Annotated in this window: 14 protein-coding genes; 3 read left to right on the top strand and 11 right to left on the bottom strand. The window is 44.6% G+C overall.

The annotated features are described in order from the left end of the window. Positions 1-15: 15 nt before the first annotated feature. From ybeY to ACO1PK_RS03200, 8 genes are all read right to left on the bottom strand, one after another. Positions 16-477, bottom strand: a complete 462-nt coding sequence (gene ybeY, locus ACO1PK_RS03235; protein WP_423187237.1) for an rRNA maturation RNase YbeY — start codon at positions 475-477, stop codon at positions 16-18. Further along, positions 474-1,514, bottom strand: a complete 1,041-nt coding sequence (locus tag ACO1PK_RS03230) for a PhoH family protein (RefSeq protein ID WP_423187236.1) — start codon at positions 1,512-1,514, stop codon at positions 474-476. Before ACO1PK_RS03230 ends, ybeY begins: the two co-directional genes overlap by 4 nt. 57 nt (positions 1,515-1,571) lie before the next feature. Beyond that, the gene (miaB, locus tag ACO1PK_RS03225; RefSeq protein ID WP_423187235.1) at positions 1,572-2,996 is read right to left on the bottom strand and encodes a tRNA (N6-isopentenyl adenosine(37)-C2)-methylthiotransferase MiaB; all 1,425 of its coding nucleotides are present in this window, start codon (positions 2,994-2,996) and stop codon (positions 1,572-1,574) included. A gap of 100 nt (positions 2,997-3,096) precedes the next feature. Continuing rightward, positions 3,097-3,945 (bottom strand): DMT family transporter, encoded by an 849-nt coding sequence (locus ACO1PK_RS03220; RefSeq protein WP_423187234.1) that lies wholly within the window; start codon positions 3,943-3,945, stop codon positions 3,097-3,099. Positions 3,946-4,026: 81 nt separating this feature from the next. Next, positions 4,027-8,544: an EAL domain-containing protein gene (locus tag ACO1PK_RS03215; protein ID WP_423187233.1), complete on the bottom strand. Its 4,518-nt coding sequence runs from the start codon at positions 8,542-8,544 to the stop codon at positions 4,027-4,029. Positions 8,545-8,690: 146 nt separating this feature from the next. Further along, positions 8,691-9,626 carry a cobalamin biosynthesis protein CobD/CbiB gene (locus ACO1PK_RS03210; protein WP_423187232.1) on the bottom strand — a complete coding sequence of 312 codons (936 nt, stop codon included), beginning with the start codon at positions 9,624-9,626 and terminating at the stop codon, positions 8,691-8,693. A gap of 11 nt (positions 9,627-9,637) precedes the next feature. Further along, positions 9,638-10,348, bottom strand: coding sequence for a 5'-methylthioadenosine/S-adenosylhomocysteine nucleosidase (mtnN, locus tag ACO1PK_RS03205; protein ID WP_423187231.1), 711 nt, complete (start codon positions 10,346-10,348; stop codon positions 9,638-9,640). 104 nt (positions 10,349-10,452) lie between these two features. Then, positions 10,453-11,346 (bottom strand): pirin family protein, encoded by an 894-nt coding sequence (locus tag ACO1PK_RS03200; RefSeq protein ID WP_423187230.1) that lies wholly within the window; start codon positions 11,344-11,346, stop codon positions 10,453-10,455. 320 nt (positions 11,347-11,666) lie between these two features. On the opposite strand from ACO1PK_RS03200, the gene ACO1PK_RS03195 reads away from it, so the two are divergent. Further along, a complete protein-coding gene (locus tag ACO1PK_RS03195) occupies positions 11,667-12,017 on the top strand; it encodes a HopJ type III effector protein (protein ID WP_423188161.1) in 351 nt (116 codons plus the stop codon). An 88-nt stretch (positions 12,018-12,105) separates the two neighbouring features. On the opposite strand, the gene ACO1PK_RS03190 is transcribed toward ACO1PK_RS03195, so the two are convergent. Beyond that, entirely contained in the window at positions 12,106-12,300 is a 195-nt protein-coding gene (locus tag ACO1PK_RS03190; RefSeq protein ID WP_423187229.1) for a hypothetical protein, read from the bottom strand. A 143-nt stretch (positions 12,301-12,443) separates the two neighbouring features. Continuing rightward, a complete protein-coding gene (locus ACO1PK_RS03185; protein WP_423187228.1) occupies positions 12,444-13,109 on the bottom strand; it encodes a DUF2726 domain-containing protein in 666 nt (221 codons plus the stop codon). 189 nt (positions 13,110-13,298) lie between these two features. Between ACO1PK_RS03185 and aceB the strand changes: the two genes are divergently transcribed. Next, the gene (aceB, locus tag ACO1PK_RS03180) at positions 13,299-14,900 is read left to right on the top strand and encodes a malate synthase A (protein WP_423187227.1); all 1,602 of its coding nucleotides are present in this window, start codon (positions 13,299-13,301) and stop codon (positions 14,898-14,900) included. A 117-nt stretch (positions 14,901-15,017) separates the two neighbouring features. Here aceB and ACO1PK_RS03175 read toward each other — a convergent pair whose 3' ends face one another. Then, positions 15,018-15,956: a LysR family transcriptional regulator gene (locus ACO1PK_RS03175; protein ID WP_423187226.1), complete on the bottom strand. Its 939-nt coding sequence runs from the start codon at positions 15,954-15,956 to the stop codon at positions 15,018-15,020. A 195-nt stretch (positions 15,957-16,151) separates the two neighbouring features. On the opposite strand from ACO1PK_RS03175, the gene ACO1PK_RS03170 reads away from it, so the two are divergent. After that, positions 16,152-17,744: an isocitrate lyase gene (locus ACO1PK_RS03170; protein WP_423187225.1), complete on the top strand. Its 1,593-nt coding sequence runs from the start codon at positions 16,152-16,154 to the stop codon at positions 17,742-17,744. Positions 17,745-17,869: the final 125 nt, after the last annotated feature.

The raw sequence follows: 17,869 nt of genomic DNA, 5'->3' as shown, positions 1-17,869 counted from the left end.
AAAAGTAAAAGAAATCTATTCGTCATCCAACAAATAGGGGTTAGCGATACCGAGTTGTTGCAAAATTTGGATCTCTTCTGCTTCCATTTCCTCAGCATCAGCATCATTTATATGGTCAAATCCCAATAAATGCAAGCATCCATGTACAACCATGTGCGCCCAATGCGCTGATAAGGCTTTTCCTTGTTCACAGGCTTCAGAAGCAACCACCTCGGCACAGATCACTAAATCACCTAACAACGGTAATTCAATCCCTGGCGGACACTGAAAAGGAAAGCTTAGCACGTTCGTGGGCTTGTCTTTACCGCGATACTGCAAATTAAGCTGCTGGCTTTCTGCATTATCCACAATCCGAATGGTGACTTCTGCATCGGTTTGAAACGGTAACACTGCCGCGTCTAACCATTGCTGAAATTGTGCCGGATCAGGTAAATTCGCTGCGCTACTCGCCTGTTGCAAGTCTAAGATAATACTCATTTTCGTTGCCACTCGCGCTTTTCATGCTCAGGTTTAGGATGAGCTGCTTCAAAAGCCTCATAAGCCATCACAATACGTTGCACGATGGGATGACGCACCACATCTTTGGCATTGAAAAAGTTAAAACTAATCTCAGGTACATCCGAGAGCACTTCAATTGCATGTTTTAACCCTGAATATTGCCCGCGCGGTAAGTCTACCTGAGTCACGTCACCAGTAATCACCGCTTTGGCGCTAAACCCAATACGGGTTAAGAACATCTTCATTTGTTCGGTGGTGGTATTTTGACTCTCGTCCAAAATAATAAAGGCATCGTTTAGAGTGCGGCCACGCATATAGGCTAAAGGCGCTATTTCAATAATGCCGCGTTCTAAGTATTTTTCGACCTTTTCAAAGCCGAGCATTTCAAACAGCGCATCATAGAGTGGACGTAGGTAAGGATCGACTTTTTGGGCTAAATCGCCCGGTAAAAAACCAAGTTTTTCGCCGGCTTCAACTGCTGGACGGGTTAAAATAATACGTTTTACTTGACCACTCTCAAGAGCATCTACGGCGCACGCTACAGCAAGATAAGTTTTCCCAGTCCCTGCTGGGCCAATGCCAAAGCTCACATCATGATTAAGGACGTTGCCAACATAAACGGCTTGGTTTGGGTTGCGCGGTTTAATTAAGCCTTTCTTGGTTTTAAGGCTAAACTCTTTATGCTGGGCAGGCTGTTGCTCGTACTGAATATCGAAATGTTCGCTGATCAGTAAATGCACTTGTTCAGGCGTAATGACCATCGGTTGTTGCTGAGCATTTGCAGTGACTTTATAAAGCTCGGTAACAATCAGACTCGCGGCATTGACATTAGGCTCAGGCCCTTCAATTCGCAAGATATTGGCGCGGTGGCTGATTTCAACCAGTAAGCGGCGTTCAATATGCTTTAGATTATCATCGTAAGGTCCGCAAAGCAGCGTTAACCTGCGGTGATCGGCAGGTTCAAGCTGCAATTCATGCGAAAAGGTGTTGCTTGAACTTTGGCTGTCGCTATTCAATAGTTACCTCTCTATTGCAGCCTGTACCTACGTCAGCAGGTACAGGCAGATCTCTAATTAAGGCACATAGGTGGTGACACCCAACTCATTGGCTTTGGGCTGCCGAGCGAGGATTTGCTGCGGTGCGGTATCACGGCGCAAGCCCATATCATGCTCGGTACGGATCAGCTCACCACGCAGTGAATTACTGAAAACATCGGTAATTTTCACATCAACAAATTGGCCAATCATCTCTGGTGAACCTTCAAAGTTCACCACACGGTTGTTTTCGGTGCGGCCGGTCAGTTCCATAATGTTTTTCTTGGACGGACCTTCAACCAAAATACGTTGCTCAGTGCCGAGCATACCTCGAGCAATTTTAAGCGCCTGCTGGTTGATGCGATCTTGCAGAATGTATAAGCGCTGTTTTTTCGCATCTTCAGTAACATCGTCGGGTAAATCGGCCGCTGGCGTACCTGGGCGAGCACTGTAAATAAAGCTAAAGCTCATATCAAAATCAATTGCCTGAATTAAATCCATCGTTGCCTGGAAATCCTCATCAGTTTCGCCAGGGAAACCAATAATAAAGTCTGAAGACATGCTCAGGTTAGGACGAATTTTTTTCAGCTTACGGATTTGCGCCTTATATTCCAATGCAGTATGACCGCGTTTCATTAAATTAAGAATACGATCTGAGCCAGATTGCACAGGCAGGTGTAGGTGATCCACCAGTTCCGGGATATCACGATATACTTCAATAATATCGTCGGTAAACTCTACCGGATGCGAAGTCGTGTAACGAATGCGATCTATACCATCGATACTGGCAACCAAACGCAATAACTCCGAGAAATGGCAAATACTGCCATCATGTGTCGTACCGCGATAAGCATTGACGTTTTGGCCAAGCAGGTTTACTTCGCGCACGCCTTGCTGAGCCAATTGCGCAATTTCAAATAACACATCGTCCAGTGGTCGGCTAACTTCTTCACCGCGGGTGTAAGGGACTACGCAGAAAGTACAGTATTTAGAACAGCCTTCCATAATGGAAACAAAGGCTGAGGGACCTTCTGCTTTGGGTTCCGGCAGACGGTCAAACTTCTCAATCTCTGGGAAAGATACGTCGACGACTGGCGAGTGCGTGCCACGAACCGAGTTAATCATCTCGGGTAAACGGTGCAATGTTTGTGGGCCAAATACAATATCTACAAAGGGGGCGCGATCACGAATGGCTTTACCTTCTTGAGAAGCAACACAGCCACCCACCCCAATAATTAAATCTGGATTTTTTTCTTTTAAAGGACGCCAACGGCCTAATTGATGAAACACCTTCTCCTGGGCTTTTTCCCGGATAGAACAGGTGTTAAGCAGGATCACATCCGCTTCTTCGGCTTCTTCGGTTAACGTATAGCCATGCGTTGCATCCAATAGGTCGGCCATTTTTGATGAATCATATTCGTTCATCTGGCAGCCCCAGGTTTTTATATGCAGCTTTTTGCCCATTGTCAGTGGTTACCTGTGTTGTCGCGTCTAAAAAAGGGAGCGTATTTTAGCCTGTAAGTTGCCGCAGTGCCAGAGACAGCATGAAAAGTCTTTCACTGCATTACAGCAAGCGTTGCCGAGTAGTGATATAACCCGCATAAAAAATCACCAGCACACCCGCCGCCCAGCTCATAGTAACGGGTTCTTGCCAGAATAAATAGCCAAAGGCACCGGCAAAGATTACGCTGCTATAAGTCCAGATACCAATGTCGCTGGCCGGTGCTATCGCATAAGCACGGGTCATCGCTAATTGTCCAATGGCGGCCAGTAAGCCCATGACTAAAAAAGCCAGCCAAACCTGATGGTTCAACGGTTGCCAATACCAAGGTACTGGGATGGCAGACAAAATTGCGGTGAGCAAAGAAAAATAAAACACAATACGCACCGCGGGCTCCGTATCGGACATATAGCGGATCGTGGTTTTGGTTACCGCCACTAAGATCGCCGAGCAAAGTGCCACCAGTAAAATGACATTTAAGGTAGGATCAGGCGAAGGTAAGGCTAACACCACGCCTGCAAACCCTAAAGCAATGCCAAATAAGGTTAAACCGGAGGGGCGCTCTTTTAACCAGAAATGGGCAATGATCGGTACAATAAATGGGGATAACAGTAATACCAACATGCCTTGAGCCAATGGCATACGTGCTAACACATAAAAAAAACAGTACATCGAAATAATGCCGGTCAGCGCTCGGCTGACATGCAAGTACCAGCGATTTGTTTTCAATAACTTAAACCCATGCTGGTATAAAAAGGGCAGCATCAGCACTAACGCAAAAAGGTTTCGGAAAAATACGACTTGTGCTTCGCTGGCGGTAGCGCTGGTAAACTTAACAATAGCCCCTATGCCGGCAAAGCATGCTTCGGCTAAAAGTAATAATAAGGCACCTTTTAAGAGGTGAGGGGCCATGCTGCAGATTCCTAAATAAAACAGATGGCTATTATACGTTGGCTTAACTCAAGAAAGCTTGCTTGAACAACACTTTCTACGCTAATAATTCGGGCTCGGGATGTCGGCTTCAGAATAATAGACTTGGCTGGTTACAAAACTGTCTGAGTTCAGTAAGTCCAAGAATGCCTTAGCTGGCAACGGTTTGCTAAACAAAAAGCCTTGGATAAGATAACAGTCGCGCATATTAAAAAAAGCTAACTGTTGCTCGGTTTCTACCCCTTCTGCCACACAGTACAGTCCAAGACTGTTAGCCATACTAAGCATGGCATCGATAATGGTCTCATCATTGTGATCAATACCGATATCTTGCACAAAACTGCGGTCAATTTTAATGGCATCCAATGGCAGTTCTTTTAAATATTTTAATGAGGAATAACCAGTACCAAAATCATCCAACGCCAGTTTAATGCCAGAATCACTTAACGCTTGCATGGTAAGAATGGCACTTTTTTGATCGCGCATTAAAGCGCTTTCGGTAATTTCAAAACGCAAACAGGTCGCAGGGAGCTGGTGTTTATTTAATAGTGCTAGCACCGTTTCGGCCAATTTAGGTTGTTCTAAATGTTGGGTTGATAAATTTACCGATAAAAATAACTCATAGCCAGCGGCTCGCCAAGTTGCCATATCAGCGAGTGCACGATCCAACAGCTGCTGCGTCATCTTAACAATTAAGCGCAACTCTTCCGCCAAGGGAATAAACTCTGCGGGAGAGATCATCCCCTCTGGGCTTTGCCAACGCAGTAAGACTTCGGCACCCACCAGCCCTTGTTGGGCGCTATCAATAATGGGTTGGTAATAGTTTATAAACTCTTGTTTTTGTAGTGCTTTACGAAGCTTGGTTTCTCTGGCTAACTGCATATGGGCTTTTTCATTCATTTCTTTAATAAAGAATTGAAAGTTATTCCGACCGGCTTCTTTGGCATGATACATCGCAACGTCGGCATGTTTCATCAGTTCATTACCATTCTGCGCATCATCAGGAAACATGGCGATACCTATGCTGGGCGAGACACCAACGCTTTCTGAACCCAGCTGCATAGGTTCACTGATCACCGCCAGCATTTTTCGAGCGACATGGCTAATATTGTCGTTGGTTTTATAGCCCTCGAGAATCACCACAAACTCATCGCCACCTAAACGGGCAACGGTATCACTGTCTCTTAAGGTTAGCTTTAATCGACGAGCGACTTCCTTTAGCATTAAGTCGCCAATATCGTGCCCAAGCGAGTCATTAATTTGTTTAAATTTATCTAAATCAATAAAACATAAAGCCAGTGAGCGATGTTGGCGTCTCGCTTGCTCAATACCATGCTGAATTCTATCCATCAACAAGGCTCTATTGGGAAGCCCCGTGAGCGCATCGTAATTTGCCATGTACCTTAGTTCATCTTCTGCGACTTTCTGCGCGGTAATATCCGTGAACACCAACACATAAAAATTGACCTCATCTTGACCAACCGCGCTAATATTGATGAGTGTGGGGCGCTCTAAACCGTCTGGCGTGATCACTTGTTCTTCACCTTGCCAATGCTCACCTTGCGTCATATCTTTTAACAGCTTGGTATAAAAGCGCCGACGCACCAAACTGATTCCAAGATGATGGCTTCTGGGCATACCAATATAAGGGCCAACATCGCCAAAGGCTTGCGAAAACGATTGGTTAGCGGCAATAACGCGCTGACGGTTATCTAAGATAACAACCCAATCACGCGTTTGTTGGAAAGCCTCACCAAATAAGCGTGCTTTTTCTTCATTCGCTTTCGTTTCGGTAATATTGCTATAGGTACCAAGAATTTTTATTGGTGCATTATTATCATCGATTTCCGTTACTCGATATTGGTCTTGAAACCATAGCCAACGGCCGTCTTGGTGACGCATTCTATACGTCACATCGAGCAGCAAGTCCGGTTGCTGTAACAGCCGCTGCCATTGTTTTTGGTACTCAGGCAAATCTTCTACATGAATCAAAGAGCAATGTTGTTGCATGGTAATGGTATGCATTGCTTCACTGGTGCCAAGCATCCAAGGCAAACGACTGGATGAAAACGTATTACTTTTCGCTTGCCACTCCAAAACACCACTACTGACCGATTTTAAGGCCTGAATAAGGCGTTGCTCGCTGGCCCTGACTTGTTGATTGGCTTTTTGCAACAAGGCCTGTTGCTGGCGACGTTTGTACCAATACAGCACTAGACCTAAGCCCGCGAGCAATAGATAGATTGTATAAGCCAAATGCGACTGCCAAAAAGGCGGGCTTATTGTTAAGTAAATTCGAGCAGGGGCACTTTGTTCTCCGGTGAGCGGTGAAATTGCTACAACATTAAACTGGTAAGAGCCTGCAGGTAATTCAGGGAATAGCACCTGATTATCATATTGAGCTGGGAAGTGGCTGTTTTGTTGGCCGCTAAGCCAGTAGCGATAGGTGATTTTATGATTATTATGAAAACTCATCGCGCTAAAGTTTATTCTCAAACCAGCATCGGTATGAGATAACGTAAACTCACGCTCATTTAAATAGCCATGTAAGTTGATTTCATCGCCCTTCATAACGGCAAAATCGGTTATAGCAATTTTCAGATTATCTGGAATTCGCTGTAAACGCTCCGGTATGACGCTGACGACACCGCGCATACCACCAAAAAGTAAATTACCATTGCTTAACTTAGCGGCAGAGCCATCGTTAAAGGCCGCAAAAGGTAAACCATCAGCTTGGTTAAAATATTCAATTTGAAGGTTGTCAGGTTCTAAGCGCGCAAGGCCGTTACGCGAGGAAAACCAGATATCCCCTTTATGATCTTTCAATAACGAAAAAACTTCGTTATTACGTAATTTATTCTCTACCGAGAAACGGTGCATCAACAACCACTGGCTTGTCTCAAAACCCAGCAAGCCCAATCCGCGCATGCCAACCCATAATGTACCTGCATCATCTAGCTGCATGCTGGTAGCAAAGCGATTCAGTTGTGGTTTAAAGTCAGGCGACTGATATATCAAGGATAAGGTTTCAGTTGCCGGAATATAACGCCATAGTTGATCGGCTGTAGTAATTATCCAAGATTGATCAGAGAGTTTACCAACGATTTTACCAAACTGTGCCATTGGCAGCTGTTGGTTTAAAACGCGGAGTTCATCGACAGTACCCGTGATACTCGAATAAGCATAAAGTTTGTCAGCTTGGGTAAAAATTAGGCGCTCAGTTACGTTGTCGTATATTTGAACTACAGCACCTGTAATAAAAAGCTTGCTCTGTTCTGCAACAACAAAATAGGGATGAATGATTTTTAGGTCTTTTAAATCAAAGGCTTTAATCCCTCTAGTTGTTGAGAGCCAAAGCATATCCGAGTTTTGGTTTACAAAGTTAAAAATCTGACCAACTCGCTCTGCATTGCTACTCTCTGTTGCTGTCAGAAACTTTACGGCAGTTTTATCCATTAGGTTAAAGCGTTGTAAGCCGTTGCTTGTACTTAACCAGAGGTCCTGCTCGTTTTGCCATAGCTGGCCGAATTTATGAATACTTAATTTTTGATTTTGTGAATCGGTTAATTGCTGAAATGCACCACTTTGCGGATGCCAGTAAAACGCGCCTTCGCTGCGGTTGGCCAGCCAGATTCCACCACTAACATCGATGGTAAAATCCACAATGCTATTGTCTATTAAGGTTTGATTACTATCTGCAAAATCAATAACGCTTTCATTATCAAGGTTATCTTTGACATGATATAAACCTTGGTCAGTGGCAACTAGCAATTTTTCCTTATTTTGATGCATTTGCCAGATGTTCCGGTCTGCCAAGGCAACATTAACTTGATAAACAGTACGATTTTGTAGATAGGCTTGAATGCCAGCATACGGTAATTGATATAAGCCTGAGACAGTCCCAACATATAAATACGCATCATGCCTATATAAGTTTTTAACATGGCCCTGCGCCGTGGTCGGGTTGCTGATTTCTTTGGGCAGGTGAGCTAAGTACTGTGCCTTACCATTAGCTAGGTTTAAATGAATCAGTCCGTTATAGGCGGCAATAAATAGCTGATTATCTTCTAGCAATAAACTTCTGATCCAGCCTCTGCTATGACCAAAGGACGCTAAGTCAAAGATTTTGGTATATTGGCGACTGGGTAAATGTAATTTGTAAATGGCTTGATTAACCACAAAGAGCAAATGATTGCTGTCATATTCAATGACTTTAAGAATGGTTGTTGCAACCGGATGCCCGAGCTCTTTGGGGGCTGTGATAAAGGTTTCAAACTCACCGCTACTCTGGTTATATAAATACAGGCCGGTATGTTCCGCACTGAGCCAGAGTCGCCCTTGACTGTCTTCTAAAATATCATTAAATGGAATTTCAGATAAACGATGATCTTCGGCATGTAATTCCGTTACTTTATTACCATCGTAACGGTTAATGCCGCCACTGGTAGCTATCCATAAAAAACCGCGTTGATCCAGATGCAAATCTCGAACTTCACCTTGCGATAACCCTTGTGCAGGCGTCAGAGGCAATAAAATAGTGCCAGCATGCGCATTAAAAAATGCACATAACATTAACAGCATTATTTTAAGCCTTTTCACAGCAGGGTGAGCCTCGTAAGTCATTAAGTTATTTGATAATAGATGAACTGTAACTTCTTGCAACATATAACGATTTGGCTACTGTTGTCTAGTCTTGCTAAAGCGTCTCATTGTGAGTTTGGTTAGTATTAGAGCATTCCTAAAGCTAGCAGGCCTGCTAGCAATAATAGTAGCAGGGCAAATTGATGTTGTTGTAAGCGTAATAAACGCGTTAAATCTGCAAGATCGGGCTCACGTTGTTGTTGTAATCTTAGCCGTTTGACTTTTTGGCGCTGATAAAACACTGGCCCCAGCAAATTAACCTGCAGTGTTTTACTCAACTGGCGCAGCAACCATAGCTTACTCCTTGGCATAGGGGTGTCAGCTGTTGTTGAAACTATGCTGCTGCTTTTACGTTGGCTCTGCAAATAGAGTAGTCCTAAGCTAAGACAGTAGGGGATAAAACAAAAGACTTGGTGTAAATAGCATGCTGCAGCACCGAAATGGCGATTTTTAGGCAGTTTTACTGACCAACGTTGGCTGGCAATTTGGCAAAGTCGATAACAGAGTAAACCGATAGCGCCCGTTAACAGATACCAAAAAATAGTGGCAATGACCTGTTGGCTAAATCTTAAACAGACACTTTCGAGCAAGGCTTTTACTAAGCCCATTCGGCTGAGATTTTCGGTATCGCGCAGTAAAAGCAAGCGAGCTTGCACTCTGGCTAAACCCATTAACTCCTTGTTTAAGCTTTGTCTTATTTTTTCTAGTTGCTGCAGATAAGGCTGCCAGTTTGCACAAAATAGTAAAACAATCGCATCAAGTATCAACGCCCAGCTCGCGAACAAATAAAGGCAAGCTAACAAGATAAGCGGGATGCCTAAGACTAAGATAACCGCCAGTAAGCCGGCGACTCGCTGTTGTGTTGCAGGTCGCTGCGGATCGGGATGCACTTTGTTGGCAAGGGCATCACAAAACGCAGCAAAAAAGCTTAAGGGGTGGTAAGCCAACGGGATTGGCAACCATTTACCCAGTAGCAACGCGGCTAAAAGCAACAGCAATGTTAGGGTAAAATGATCTGCCATACTGGCGCTACTTATAGATTGAGTCCGGCAATATTCGTCAAGATTTCGACCACCATCGCTGAGCTATTTTTCGATGCAATGTCTAAATAAGCCTCGAAAGACTCCGGTGACTCTTTGCCAGCAATATCACTAAGGCTTCGAATGACGACAAAAGGAGTATCCAGCATATGACAGCTTTGAGCAATCGCGGCACCTTCCATTTCAACGGCTAACATCGAAGGGAACTGTGCTCTGGTTAAGGCGATACGATCAGGATCGCACATAAAGCTGTCGCCTGTAGCGATTAAGCCCTTTTTGGTTTTACAAAAACCAAGTGCGGCAATACTTTGTTCTGCTGCAGCAATCAGGGCTGGATGAGCAATAAAAGCAGGTGGCATTTTCGGAACCTGACCTAACTCATATCCAAAAGCAGTAACATCGACATCATGATGACGCACTTCAGTACTGATCACCACATCACCGACACGTAATTCAGGATCAAAACCACCGGCAGAGCCTGTGTTAATTATACAATCGGGTTTAAATTGACTAATCATCAAGGTGGTTGCAACCGCAGCAGCAACTTTACCTATACCGGATTGCACTAACACCACAGCACTACCGGCGAGCTCACCAACGAAAAAAGTGTATCCACCCAGCTGCTCAGTACGATTTAAAATGAGTTGTTGTTTTAACAGCGCGATTTCCGGCTCCATGGCGCCGATAATACCAATAAGTTGCATGAGCAGGCCTCAGGGATAACAAATGGCTAAAATAGGTATTTGATTATATACCTAAACCTCAACAAGATGCGAGTGTAGAGGCCTGCGTAGTAAGTGTCGTTAAGTTATTCTCCAACTAGCGTATGCACTTTAATACTGGCTAAGCTCTTGCCCGCGGTGAGTTTGTCTTGTTGATAGTCTTGAATGGCCTGTTGGATTTCCTCGACAGTATTCATAACAAAGGGGCCATATTGTACTACAGGTTCATTGATAGGTTTGGCTGCTAATAATAAGACTCGCAGATTTTGCTGCGCAGAAATCACTAACTCGCCAGTGTGGCTAAGTTCAGCCGCGTGGTGCTCGGGAATATCAGACTGTGGTTCTGCTTCAAGTCGTACAGCACCTTCATAAGGATAGAGCACCGCAGCGTGGCCTTCTGGGATAGCGATTTGCAAACGTGAACCCGCCGCTAAACCAATATCCAAATACAGTGGCTCGGTACTTAAGCCTTGGATTGGACCAGCCCAACTTTGCTGTTGATAATGAAAAGTACCGGCTATCACTTTTACCCAAATTGCAGGGGTTGGTCTCGCGACAGGGATCTGCTCAGGAGTGATATCTACATAAGCCGCCTCTTTCATTTTTTCCGCAGCCGGTAAGTTTAACCAGAGTTGAAAACCACGCATTAGCCCAGATTCTTGTTGCGGCATTTCGGAGTGAATAATACCTCGCCCTGCGGTCATCCATTGCACACCGCCACTTTTTAAATGCCCTTTATTACCAAGATGATCTTCATGCAACATATGGCCATCCAACATATAGGTCACGGTTTCAAACCCCCGATGCGGGTGCGCGGGGAAACCCGCAATATAGTCATCTGCTTGGGCTGAACCAAAGCAATCTAACATTAAAAAGGGATCGATATGCAGCTTAGCTTTTTGTCCAATACTGCGTTTAATTTTGACACCCGCACCATCAGATACTGTTAACGCTGGAATCAGTTGTTTTAATGTGCGCATAATTTGCCTCCTATACGATATCAGGTTATTTAATCTGATACTAAGTCGAATAAAAAGTGCAAAATTAGCGTTATATACTTCGAATTTATCGAATGAGAGCATGCCGATATGCTTAGCCTACATTTTACTGTTGGTGTTTGCAGCCAGCTAAGTTCCATATTATTTGACAAAGACAGTTTTAATCTGGGAATTCCTGAATCTTGAACTGGGAGATTTTCGAAACGAGGCGTGGAAAGCATTGCAGTTGTGCTAACCAGCTTTTAATATGGTTGCCTTGAATTATGCAGCAAATCTGCTTTTGCCGTGTCGGGAGCAACATGATGTTAGATGATTTTTTTATTCAGTTAAGTACTGAGCCAGAATCTATTAGTTTTGCCCAAAGTATTGCGCTTATCGATCAGTATTACGATTTTACACCTGTCGCTTTTCAAAATGGTGAGCAACATAATGCTGCTGGAGAAAATAACGGCTCCTGTAAAATCTTTGCTTTTGGGCTATTACATCAATTATCGGCACCGCAAACATTACAGCTGTTTGGCGAGCATTATCGGCATGTTATTGAAAGCCCAAGTGGTACTGATCACCAGAATATCCGCAATTTCTTATTCACGGGCTGGGATGGGATAAGTTTTACAGCTCCAGCATTAAAACTTAAAGCTCTGAACGATTAAACCCGATATGGCTAATGGATAATCTGGTTGCTAGAATCGGAGCTAAAAAAGGCCAGCTAACGCTGGCCTTCACAAACAAAAGCACAGTTTATACTGTTACATTAATGTTTTGACCAATATTACCAACGGGCTGCGCTGCAGCGGTTTGTTCAACACTTTGCATGGCAGATTGAACCAACATATTGGTCATCGCTGCCTGTTGATCTTGTTGCTTTTTGGCCATTACGGCACCCAATACTTCAAAAGATTGAGCAGACGCTAACGCGCCAACGGATTGACTCATGGTTTTCCTCCTATCAGCAATACGTCAACAGTATATCGGCAGGCGGATTAAAAGCTTTAGCATTTTTTTAGAAAGGGTGAATGCCGCCCGTTGCAGCGGGCGGCATTCGATCTTAGCGCGGAGTGACTCATTTCTCCTATGCGTTAAGAAGCTTGGATCAGCGCAGTAGTTTGCGCTTTAATTTGAGAGTGGGACAAAGCAGGCGCCATCAGTTTGCCAGCGATTGGCGTGTTCGCTGCTGGTACTGGTTTGAACGAACGAATGGGGCGAGTTGGGCCTTTTTTCACTAGTCCTTTGTACATGGGTTCAACTTTAGGGGCTGGTTTACCTAGTTTCATGGCCAGTGCTGCTTGTAGCTCTGATACGGTGTATCCTGCTTTAATGCCAATACGTAAATAGGGTACGCCTGCCGCTTCTAAAGCGCCACTAACAAACCAGTCAGGTAAGGCTTTATGGCCTTCTTTACTTTTGGTGTTTACTAAATCCAAAACCGCAATCACTTTCATTGAATCTGGCTCACATAACACATAATCTAGGTATTTTGCATTCAGCTTCAGCAAAGTACTGCGGCGGTACTTTTCGGAAACATTGTCTCTGATGTCTAAAACATCGGCTAATTTTACTCGATTAACAATCCGGTATTCCTTTTGCACCGCCTTTTCCAATAAACCAAGAAAAGAGCGTTCCACAGGACTCAATAACGACGCTTTCCGTTGCACTTGAAACGGGTTGCTGTTGTCAATGAAACGACTGGCAACCAGGGCGATGACCACCACCAGCAGCACCAATAACAGCATGATAAACTCCATGCTCACCTCCGACGAAAAATTGACAAATGATACGATGACTGAGTTAAAGCATAATCCGTGCCAGATATTGTTGATTTGTCCGAGGCTGGCTATTTTTCGTGGTGATGCTAGTCATTAACTCCATTAATGGTTTTTATACTATATTTAGGCTTATAGTTAGGCCATCTGAAATAGTACAAGGATACGATCATGACAGCAGCGACAACTTGTGGAGCCTTAACCGTTAAAGGCGCTATGCCACCAGCCTATCAGCAGATCCTTACGGCAGAAGCGGCTGATTTTATTGCCGAGTTAGTCAGGGCTTATCGTCCCCAACTTAAAATGCTATTACAAGCACGGCAAAGCCGTCAGGCACAATTTGATGCTGGCGCTTTACCTGATTTTTTACCTGAAACCGCAGCAATCCGCCAAGGTGAGTGGCAAGTTGCTGCGTTGCCGAAAGATTTACAAGATCGTCGGGTAGAAATCACTGGCCCAGTTGATCGTAAAATGATTATCAATGCCTTAAATGCCGACGTAAAAGTCTTTATGGCGGATTTTGAAGATTCACAAACGCCGAGTTGGGACGGTGTGATTGAAGGTCAAATCAATTTACGCGATGCTAATTTAGGCACCATTAGCTATACCGATCCGCAAAGCGGTAAGCATTATGCGTTAAAAGACAATCCAGCGTTATTAATTGCGCGGGTGCGTGGTTTACATTTATGGGAAAAGCATATTGAGCTGGATGGCGAGCAGGTGCCGGGTGGTTTGGTTGATTTTGCTTTATATTTTTACCACAACTATCAAACACGTATGCAGCAAGGCACAGGCGTTTATTACTATGTGCCTAAACTACAAAGCCATTTAGAAGCCAAATGGTGGGATGATATTTTCCGACATACTGAGCAAAAGTTTGCCGTACCTATTGGCACAATTCGCGCCACCGTATTAATTGAAACCCTACCAGCAGCGTTTGAGATGGATGAGATCCTGTATATGATGAAAGATCATATCGCTGCTTTAAACTGCGGGCGCTGGGATTATATTTTCAGTTATATCAAAACATTAAATAACCATCCTGATCGTATTTTACCCGATCGGCAAGTGGTGACCATGCATAAGCCGTTTTTAAATGCTTACTCACGTTTACTGGTGAAAACCTGTCATAAACGCGGTGCTTTAGCGATGGGTGGCATGGCGGCTTTTATTCCCGCCAAAGATCCGGCAGCCAATGCCGCCATTTTAGAGCGCGTGACTGCTGACAAGGAGCTGGAAGCCCGCAATGGCCACGATGGTACCTGGGTGGCGCACCCTGGCTTAGCTGCCACCGCCAATGGCGTTTTTGCTAAGTATTTAACGGATAAGCCTAATCAATTACATATCTCCAGAGCCGAAGATGCCCCTATTACGGCGGCTGAACTGCTGGCACCTTGTGATGGTGAGCGCACCGAAGCTGGCATGCGCACCAATATCCGCGTGGCATTGCAATATCTGGCCGCTTGGATCAGTGGTAAAGGTTGTGTGCCGATTTATGGCTTAATGGAAGATGCGGCAACCGCAGAGATTTCTCGTACTTCGATTTGGCAATGGATTAAACATGGTAAGAGTTTAAGTAATGGTAAACTGATTACCAAAGCCCTATTTGCTTCTTTTTTAGAGGAAGAAGCAAAGGTGGTGTTGGCAGAAGTGGGCAGCGAAGTTTGGCAAAGCCAAAATTTTGACCGTGCTCAAGCGTTATTGCTCGACATCACCACAGCCGATCAGCTGGTAGATTTCTTAACGCTACCCGCTTATGCGCTGCTTGATTGACCTGATACCCTCATCGAACTGAGGTAAGTAAACCTGATGTGCAAGGCGCCTAACCAGCGCCTTTTTTATGTGCGTCATATTGATAGCTGCCAGCGACGACAGTCGAGAGCTTTGCTGTTAATTCAGCTCGTCTGCGGTTTCCACAATCAAGCGTCTGAACCAAATATGGCTAGCATCCTGATGCAGCAGCGGGCTCCAAATCATTTTTAATTCAATTGAGGGGATGGCAAAAGGCGGATCCATAATGGCCATAGTTGGGTCTTTTTCATAAAGCCGCGCTGCACGGCTTGGCAGAGTGGCAATCAGATCAATCCCTACCGCGAGATGCATTGCGACATGATAGTTGCGGGTGAACACGGTAATATTGCGTTGTTTGCCTAACTTGGCCAAGGCTTCATCGACCCAGCCGAGTTTTTGCACATCCTTTGGATCCATACCGACACCGACGCCAAAGCCGGTTTTACTCACCCAAATATGTTGGGCTTTCAGATAGCTATCCAAATTAAAGTGTTGCAGTACTGGGTTTTGCCGATTAATCAGACAAGAAAAGCTATCGCGCCAAACGGTTTTTTGATGAAAAGACTGCGGTAACTGATCAAAGCGGTTAATTGCCATATCGACCTTGCCATTTTCAACATCATGAAAGGTCACATCGGAAGGCGTCATGATATCTAAACTGGTGAAAGGCGCCTGTACTCTTAGCTTTTTCAACAGGGCTGGGATCAGTGTAGAGGCCGCATAATCACTGGCCATAATCCGAAATACCCGATGGCTTTGCGAGGGTTCAAAATCTTTGTTAGGTTGTAAGGTTTCTTCTAAGGTTAGCAAAACCCCTCGTACCACGGGCGCTAATTCCCGAGCACGTTCGGTGGGGACCATGCCATCAGAAGTACGGACTAAAATAGGGTCATTCAATAGGTCGCGTAGCCGTTTTAAGCCATTACTCATGGCAGGCTGCGTGATATTAAGCTGATTGGCAGCACGAGTCACATTCTTTTCCCGCAGCAGCACATCAAGGTATACCAGTAGATTGAGATCCATCTTATTAATATTCATCGCTTTAATGCCTGAATTGTTTTTTATTAGTTAGCTGAATCATAGCATCAGTAGTAAGCCACCCCAAGAGGCTTTAGCAATATTCACTGGAAAAATGATGAGCATCATTAAAATCAGCTTTATGAATCTTTGAATTGTTGACTATAGTGAAAGCATACCAACACGGTTACTGTTACCAGCAAAGAGGAAATTATTATGTCGGCTTATCAAGATCAGATTAATCAGTTAGCAGCGGTATGCAACAACAACCAGGGTTGGAATGCGATTAGCCCAGAGTATGCAGCCCGTATGCGTTTACAAAACCGTTTTCATACCGGTTTAGATATTGCTAAGTACACCGCCAAAATTATGCGTGAAGATATGGCGGCTTATGATGCCGATAGCAGCCAATACACGCAGTCTCTAGGGTGTTGGCATGGGTTTGTTGGTCAACAAAAGTTAATCGCCATTAAAAAGCACTTTGCGACGACCAAACGCAAATATCTGTATTTATCTGGCTGGATGATTGCGGCGCTGCGCTCTGAGTTCGGGCCACTGCCAGATCAATCAATGCACGAAAAAACCGCTGTACCAGCCTTAATTGCTGAGCTGTACACCTTTTTAAAGCAAGCGGATGCCCGTGAGCTTGGTGGTTTATTCCATGAATTAGATGCTGCTAAGGCAGCAGGTGATAGTGCCAAAGCGGCTGCAGTGCAAAGTAAAATTGATAATTTTGAAACGCATGTAGTGCCAATTATTGCGGATATCGATGCCGGTTTTGGTAACGAAGAAGCTACCTATTTACTGGCCAAGAAAATGATTGAAGCCGGTGCCTGTGCGATTCAAATTGAAAACCAAGTATCAGACGAAAAGCAATGTGGGCACCAAGATGGCAAAGTAACAGTACCGCATGCTGATTTCTTAGCAAAAATTAACGCCGTGCGTTATGCCTTTTTAGAGCTGGGTGTGGATGATGGCGTGATTGTAGCGCGCACCGACTCCTTAGGTGCAGGTTTAACCAAGCAAATTGCTGTTACCAATGAGCCAGGCGATTTAGGCGATAAATATAACAGTTTCTTAGACGGTGATTACATCACCAGTGCTGATGATATTGCCAACGGTGATGTGGTTGTTAAAGCTAACGGTAAGTTGTTAAAACCAAAACGTTTAGCCAGTGGTTTGTTCCAATTTAAGCCAGGCTCTGGTGTGGACCGTGTGGTACTGGATTGTATTACCTCACTGCAAAATGGTGCTGATTTACTGTGGATCGAAACAGAGAAGCCACATATCGGTCAGATTAAAGAGATGGTAGATCGCATTCGCGAAGTGGTACCAGGCGCGAAGTTGGTATACAACAATAGTCCTTCCTTTAACTGGACCCTGAATTTCCGTCAGCAAGTGTTCGATGCGTGGCAAACCGCAGGTAAAGATGTGTCAGCTTATGTGCGTGCTGGCTTAATGAGTGCGGAGTATGATGCCACTGAACTGGCGCTGGAAGCTGATAACCGTATTCGGACTTTCCAAGCCGATGCAGCGCGCGAAGCCGGTATTTTCCATCACCTGATCACGCTGCCAACTTACCACACTGCAGCCTTGTCTACGGACAATCTAGCAAAAGAGTATTTCGGTGCCGCAGGCATGTTAGGTTATGTCGAAGGCGTACAGCGCAAAGAAATTCGTCAAGGTATTGCCTGTGTGAAACACCAGAATATGTCAGGTTCTGATATTGGTGATGATCATAAAGAATACTTCTCAGGTGAAGCGGCATTAAAAGCCGGTGGTGCCCATAACACCATGAACCAGTTCTAAGTTATTGCAACGTGGTCAGGTAACTGACAGTTGGGCAGCCATTGGCTGCCCTTTTTTATTACAATATCAGCAAAAAATTAATATTACTTTCACTGGATGAATCAACTTTTGTCGCCTATAAACTA

It is taken from the genome of Alishewanella sp. d11 (assembly GCF_049390205.1).
Taxonomy (GTDB): domain Bacteria; phylum Pseudomonadota; class Gammaproteobacteria; order Enterobacterales; family Alteromonadaceae; genus Alishewanella.
The sequence above is the reverse complement of the archived record's forward strand: the minus strand, read 5'-3'. Positions and strand labels throughout refer to the sequence as shown.

Coding starts and splice junctions, on each gene's coding strand:
- ybeY (WP_423187237.1), bottom strand. CDS start 477: ATGAGTATTATCTTAGACTTGCAACAGGCGAGTAGCGCAGCGAATTTA.
- miaB (WP_423187235.1), bottom strand. CDS start 2,996: ATGGGCAAAAAGCTGCATATAAAAACCTGGGGCTGCCAGATGAACGAA.
- ACO1PK_RS03220 (WP_423187234.1), bottom strand. CDS start 3,945: ATGGCCCCTCACCTCTTAAAAGGTGCCTTATTATTACTTTTAGCCGAA.
- ACO1PK_RS03215 (WP_423187233.1), bottom strand. CDS start 8,544: ATGCTGTTAATGTTATGTGCATTTTTTAATGCGCATGCTGGCACTATT.
- ACO1PK_RS03210 (WP_423187232.1), bottom strand. CDS start 9,626: ATGGCAGATCATTTTACCCTAACATTGCTGTTGCTTTTAGCCGCGTTG.
- mtnN (WP_423187231.1), bottom strand. CDS start 10,348: ATGCAACTTATTGGTATTATCGGCGCCATGGAGCCGGAAATCGCGCTG.
- ACO1PK_RS03200 (WP_423187230.1), bottom strand. CDS start 11,346: ATGCGCACATTAAAACAACTGATTCCAGCGTTAACAGTATCTGATGGT.
- ACO1PK_RS03195 (WP_423188161.1), top strand. CDS start 11,667: ATGTTAGATGATTTTTTTATTCAGTTAAGTACTGAGCCAGAATCTATT.
- ACO1PK_RS03190 (WP_423187229.1), bottom strand. CDS start 12,300: ATGAGTCAATCCGTTGGCGCGTTAGCGTCTGCTCAATCTTTTGAAGTA.
- ACO1PK_RS03185 (WP_423187228.1), bottom strand. CDS start 13,109: ATGGAGTTTATCATGCTGTTATTGGTGCTGCTGGTGGTGGTCATCGCC.
- aceB (WP_423187227.1), top strand. CDS start 13,299: ATGACAGCAGCGACAACTTGTGGAGCCTTAACCGTTAAAGGCGCTATG.
- ACO1PK_RS03175 (WP_423187226.1), bottom strand. CDS start 15,956: ATGAATATTAATAAGATGGATCTCAATCTACTGGTATACCTTGATGTG.
- ACO1PK_RS03170 (WP_423187225.1), top strand. CDS start 16,152: ATGTCGGCTTATCAAGATCAGATTAATCAGTTAGCAGCGGTATGCAAC.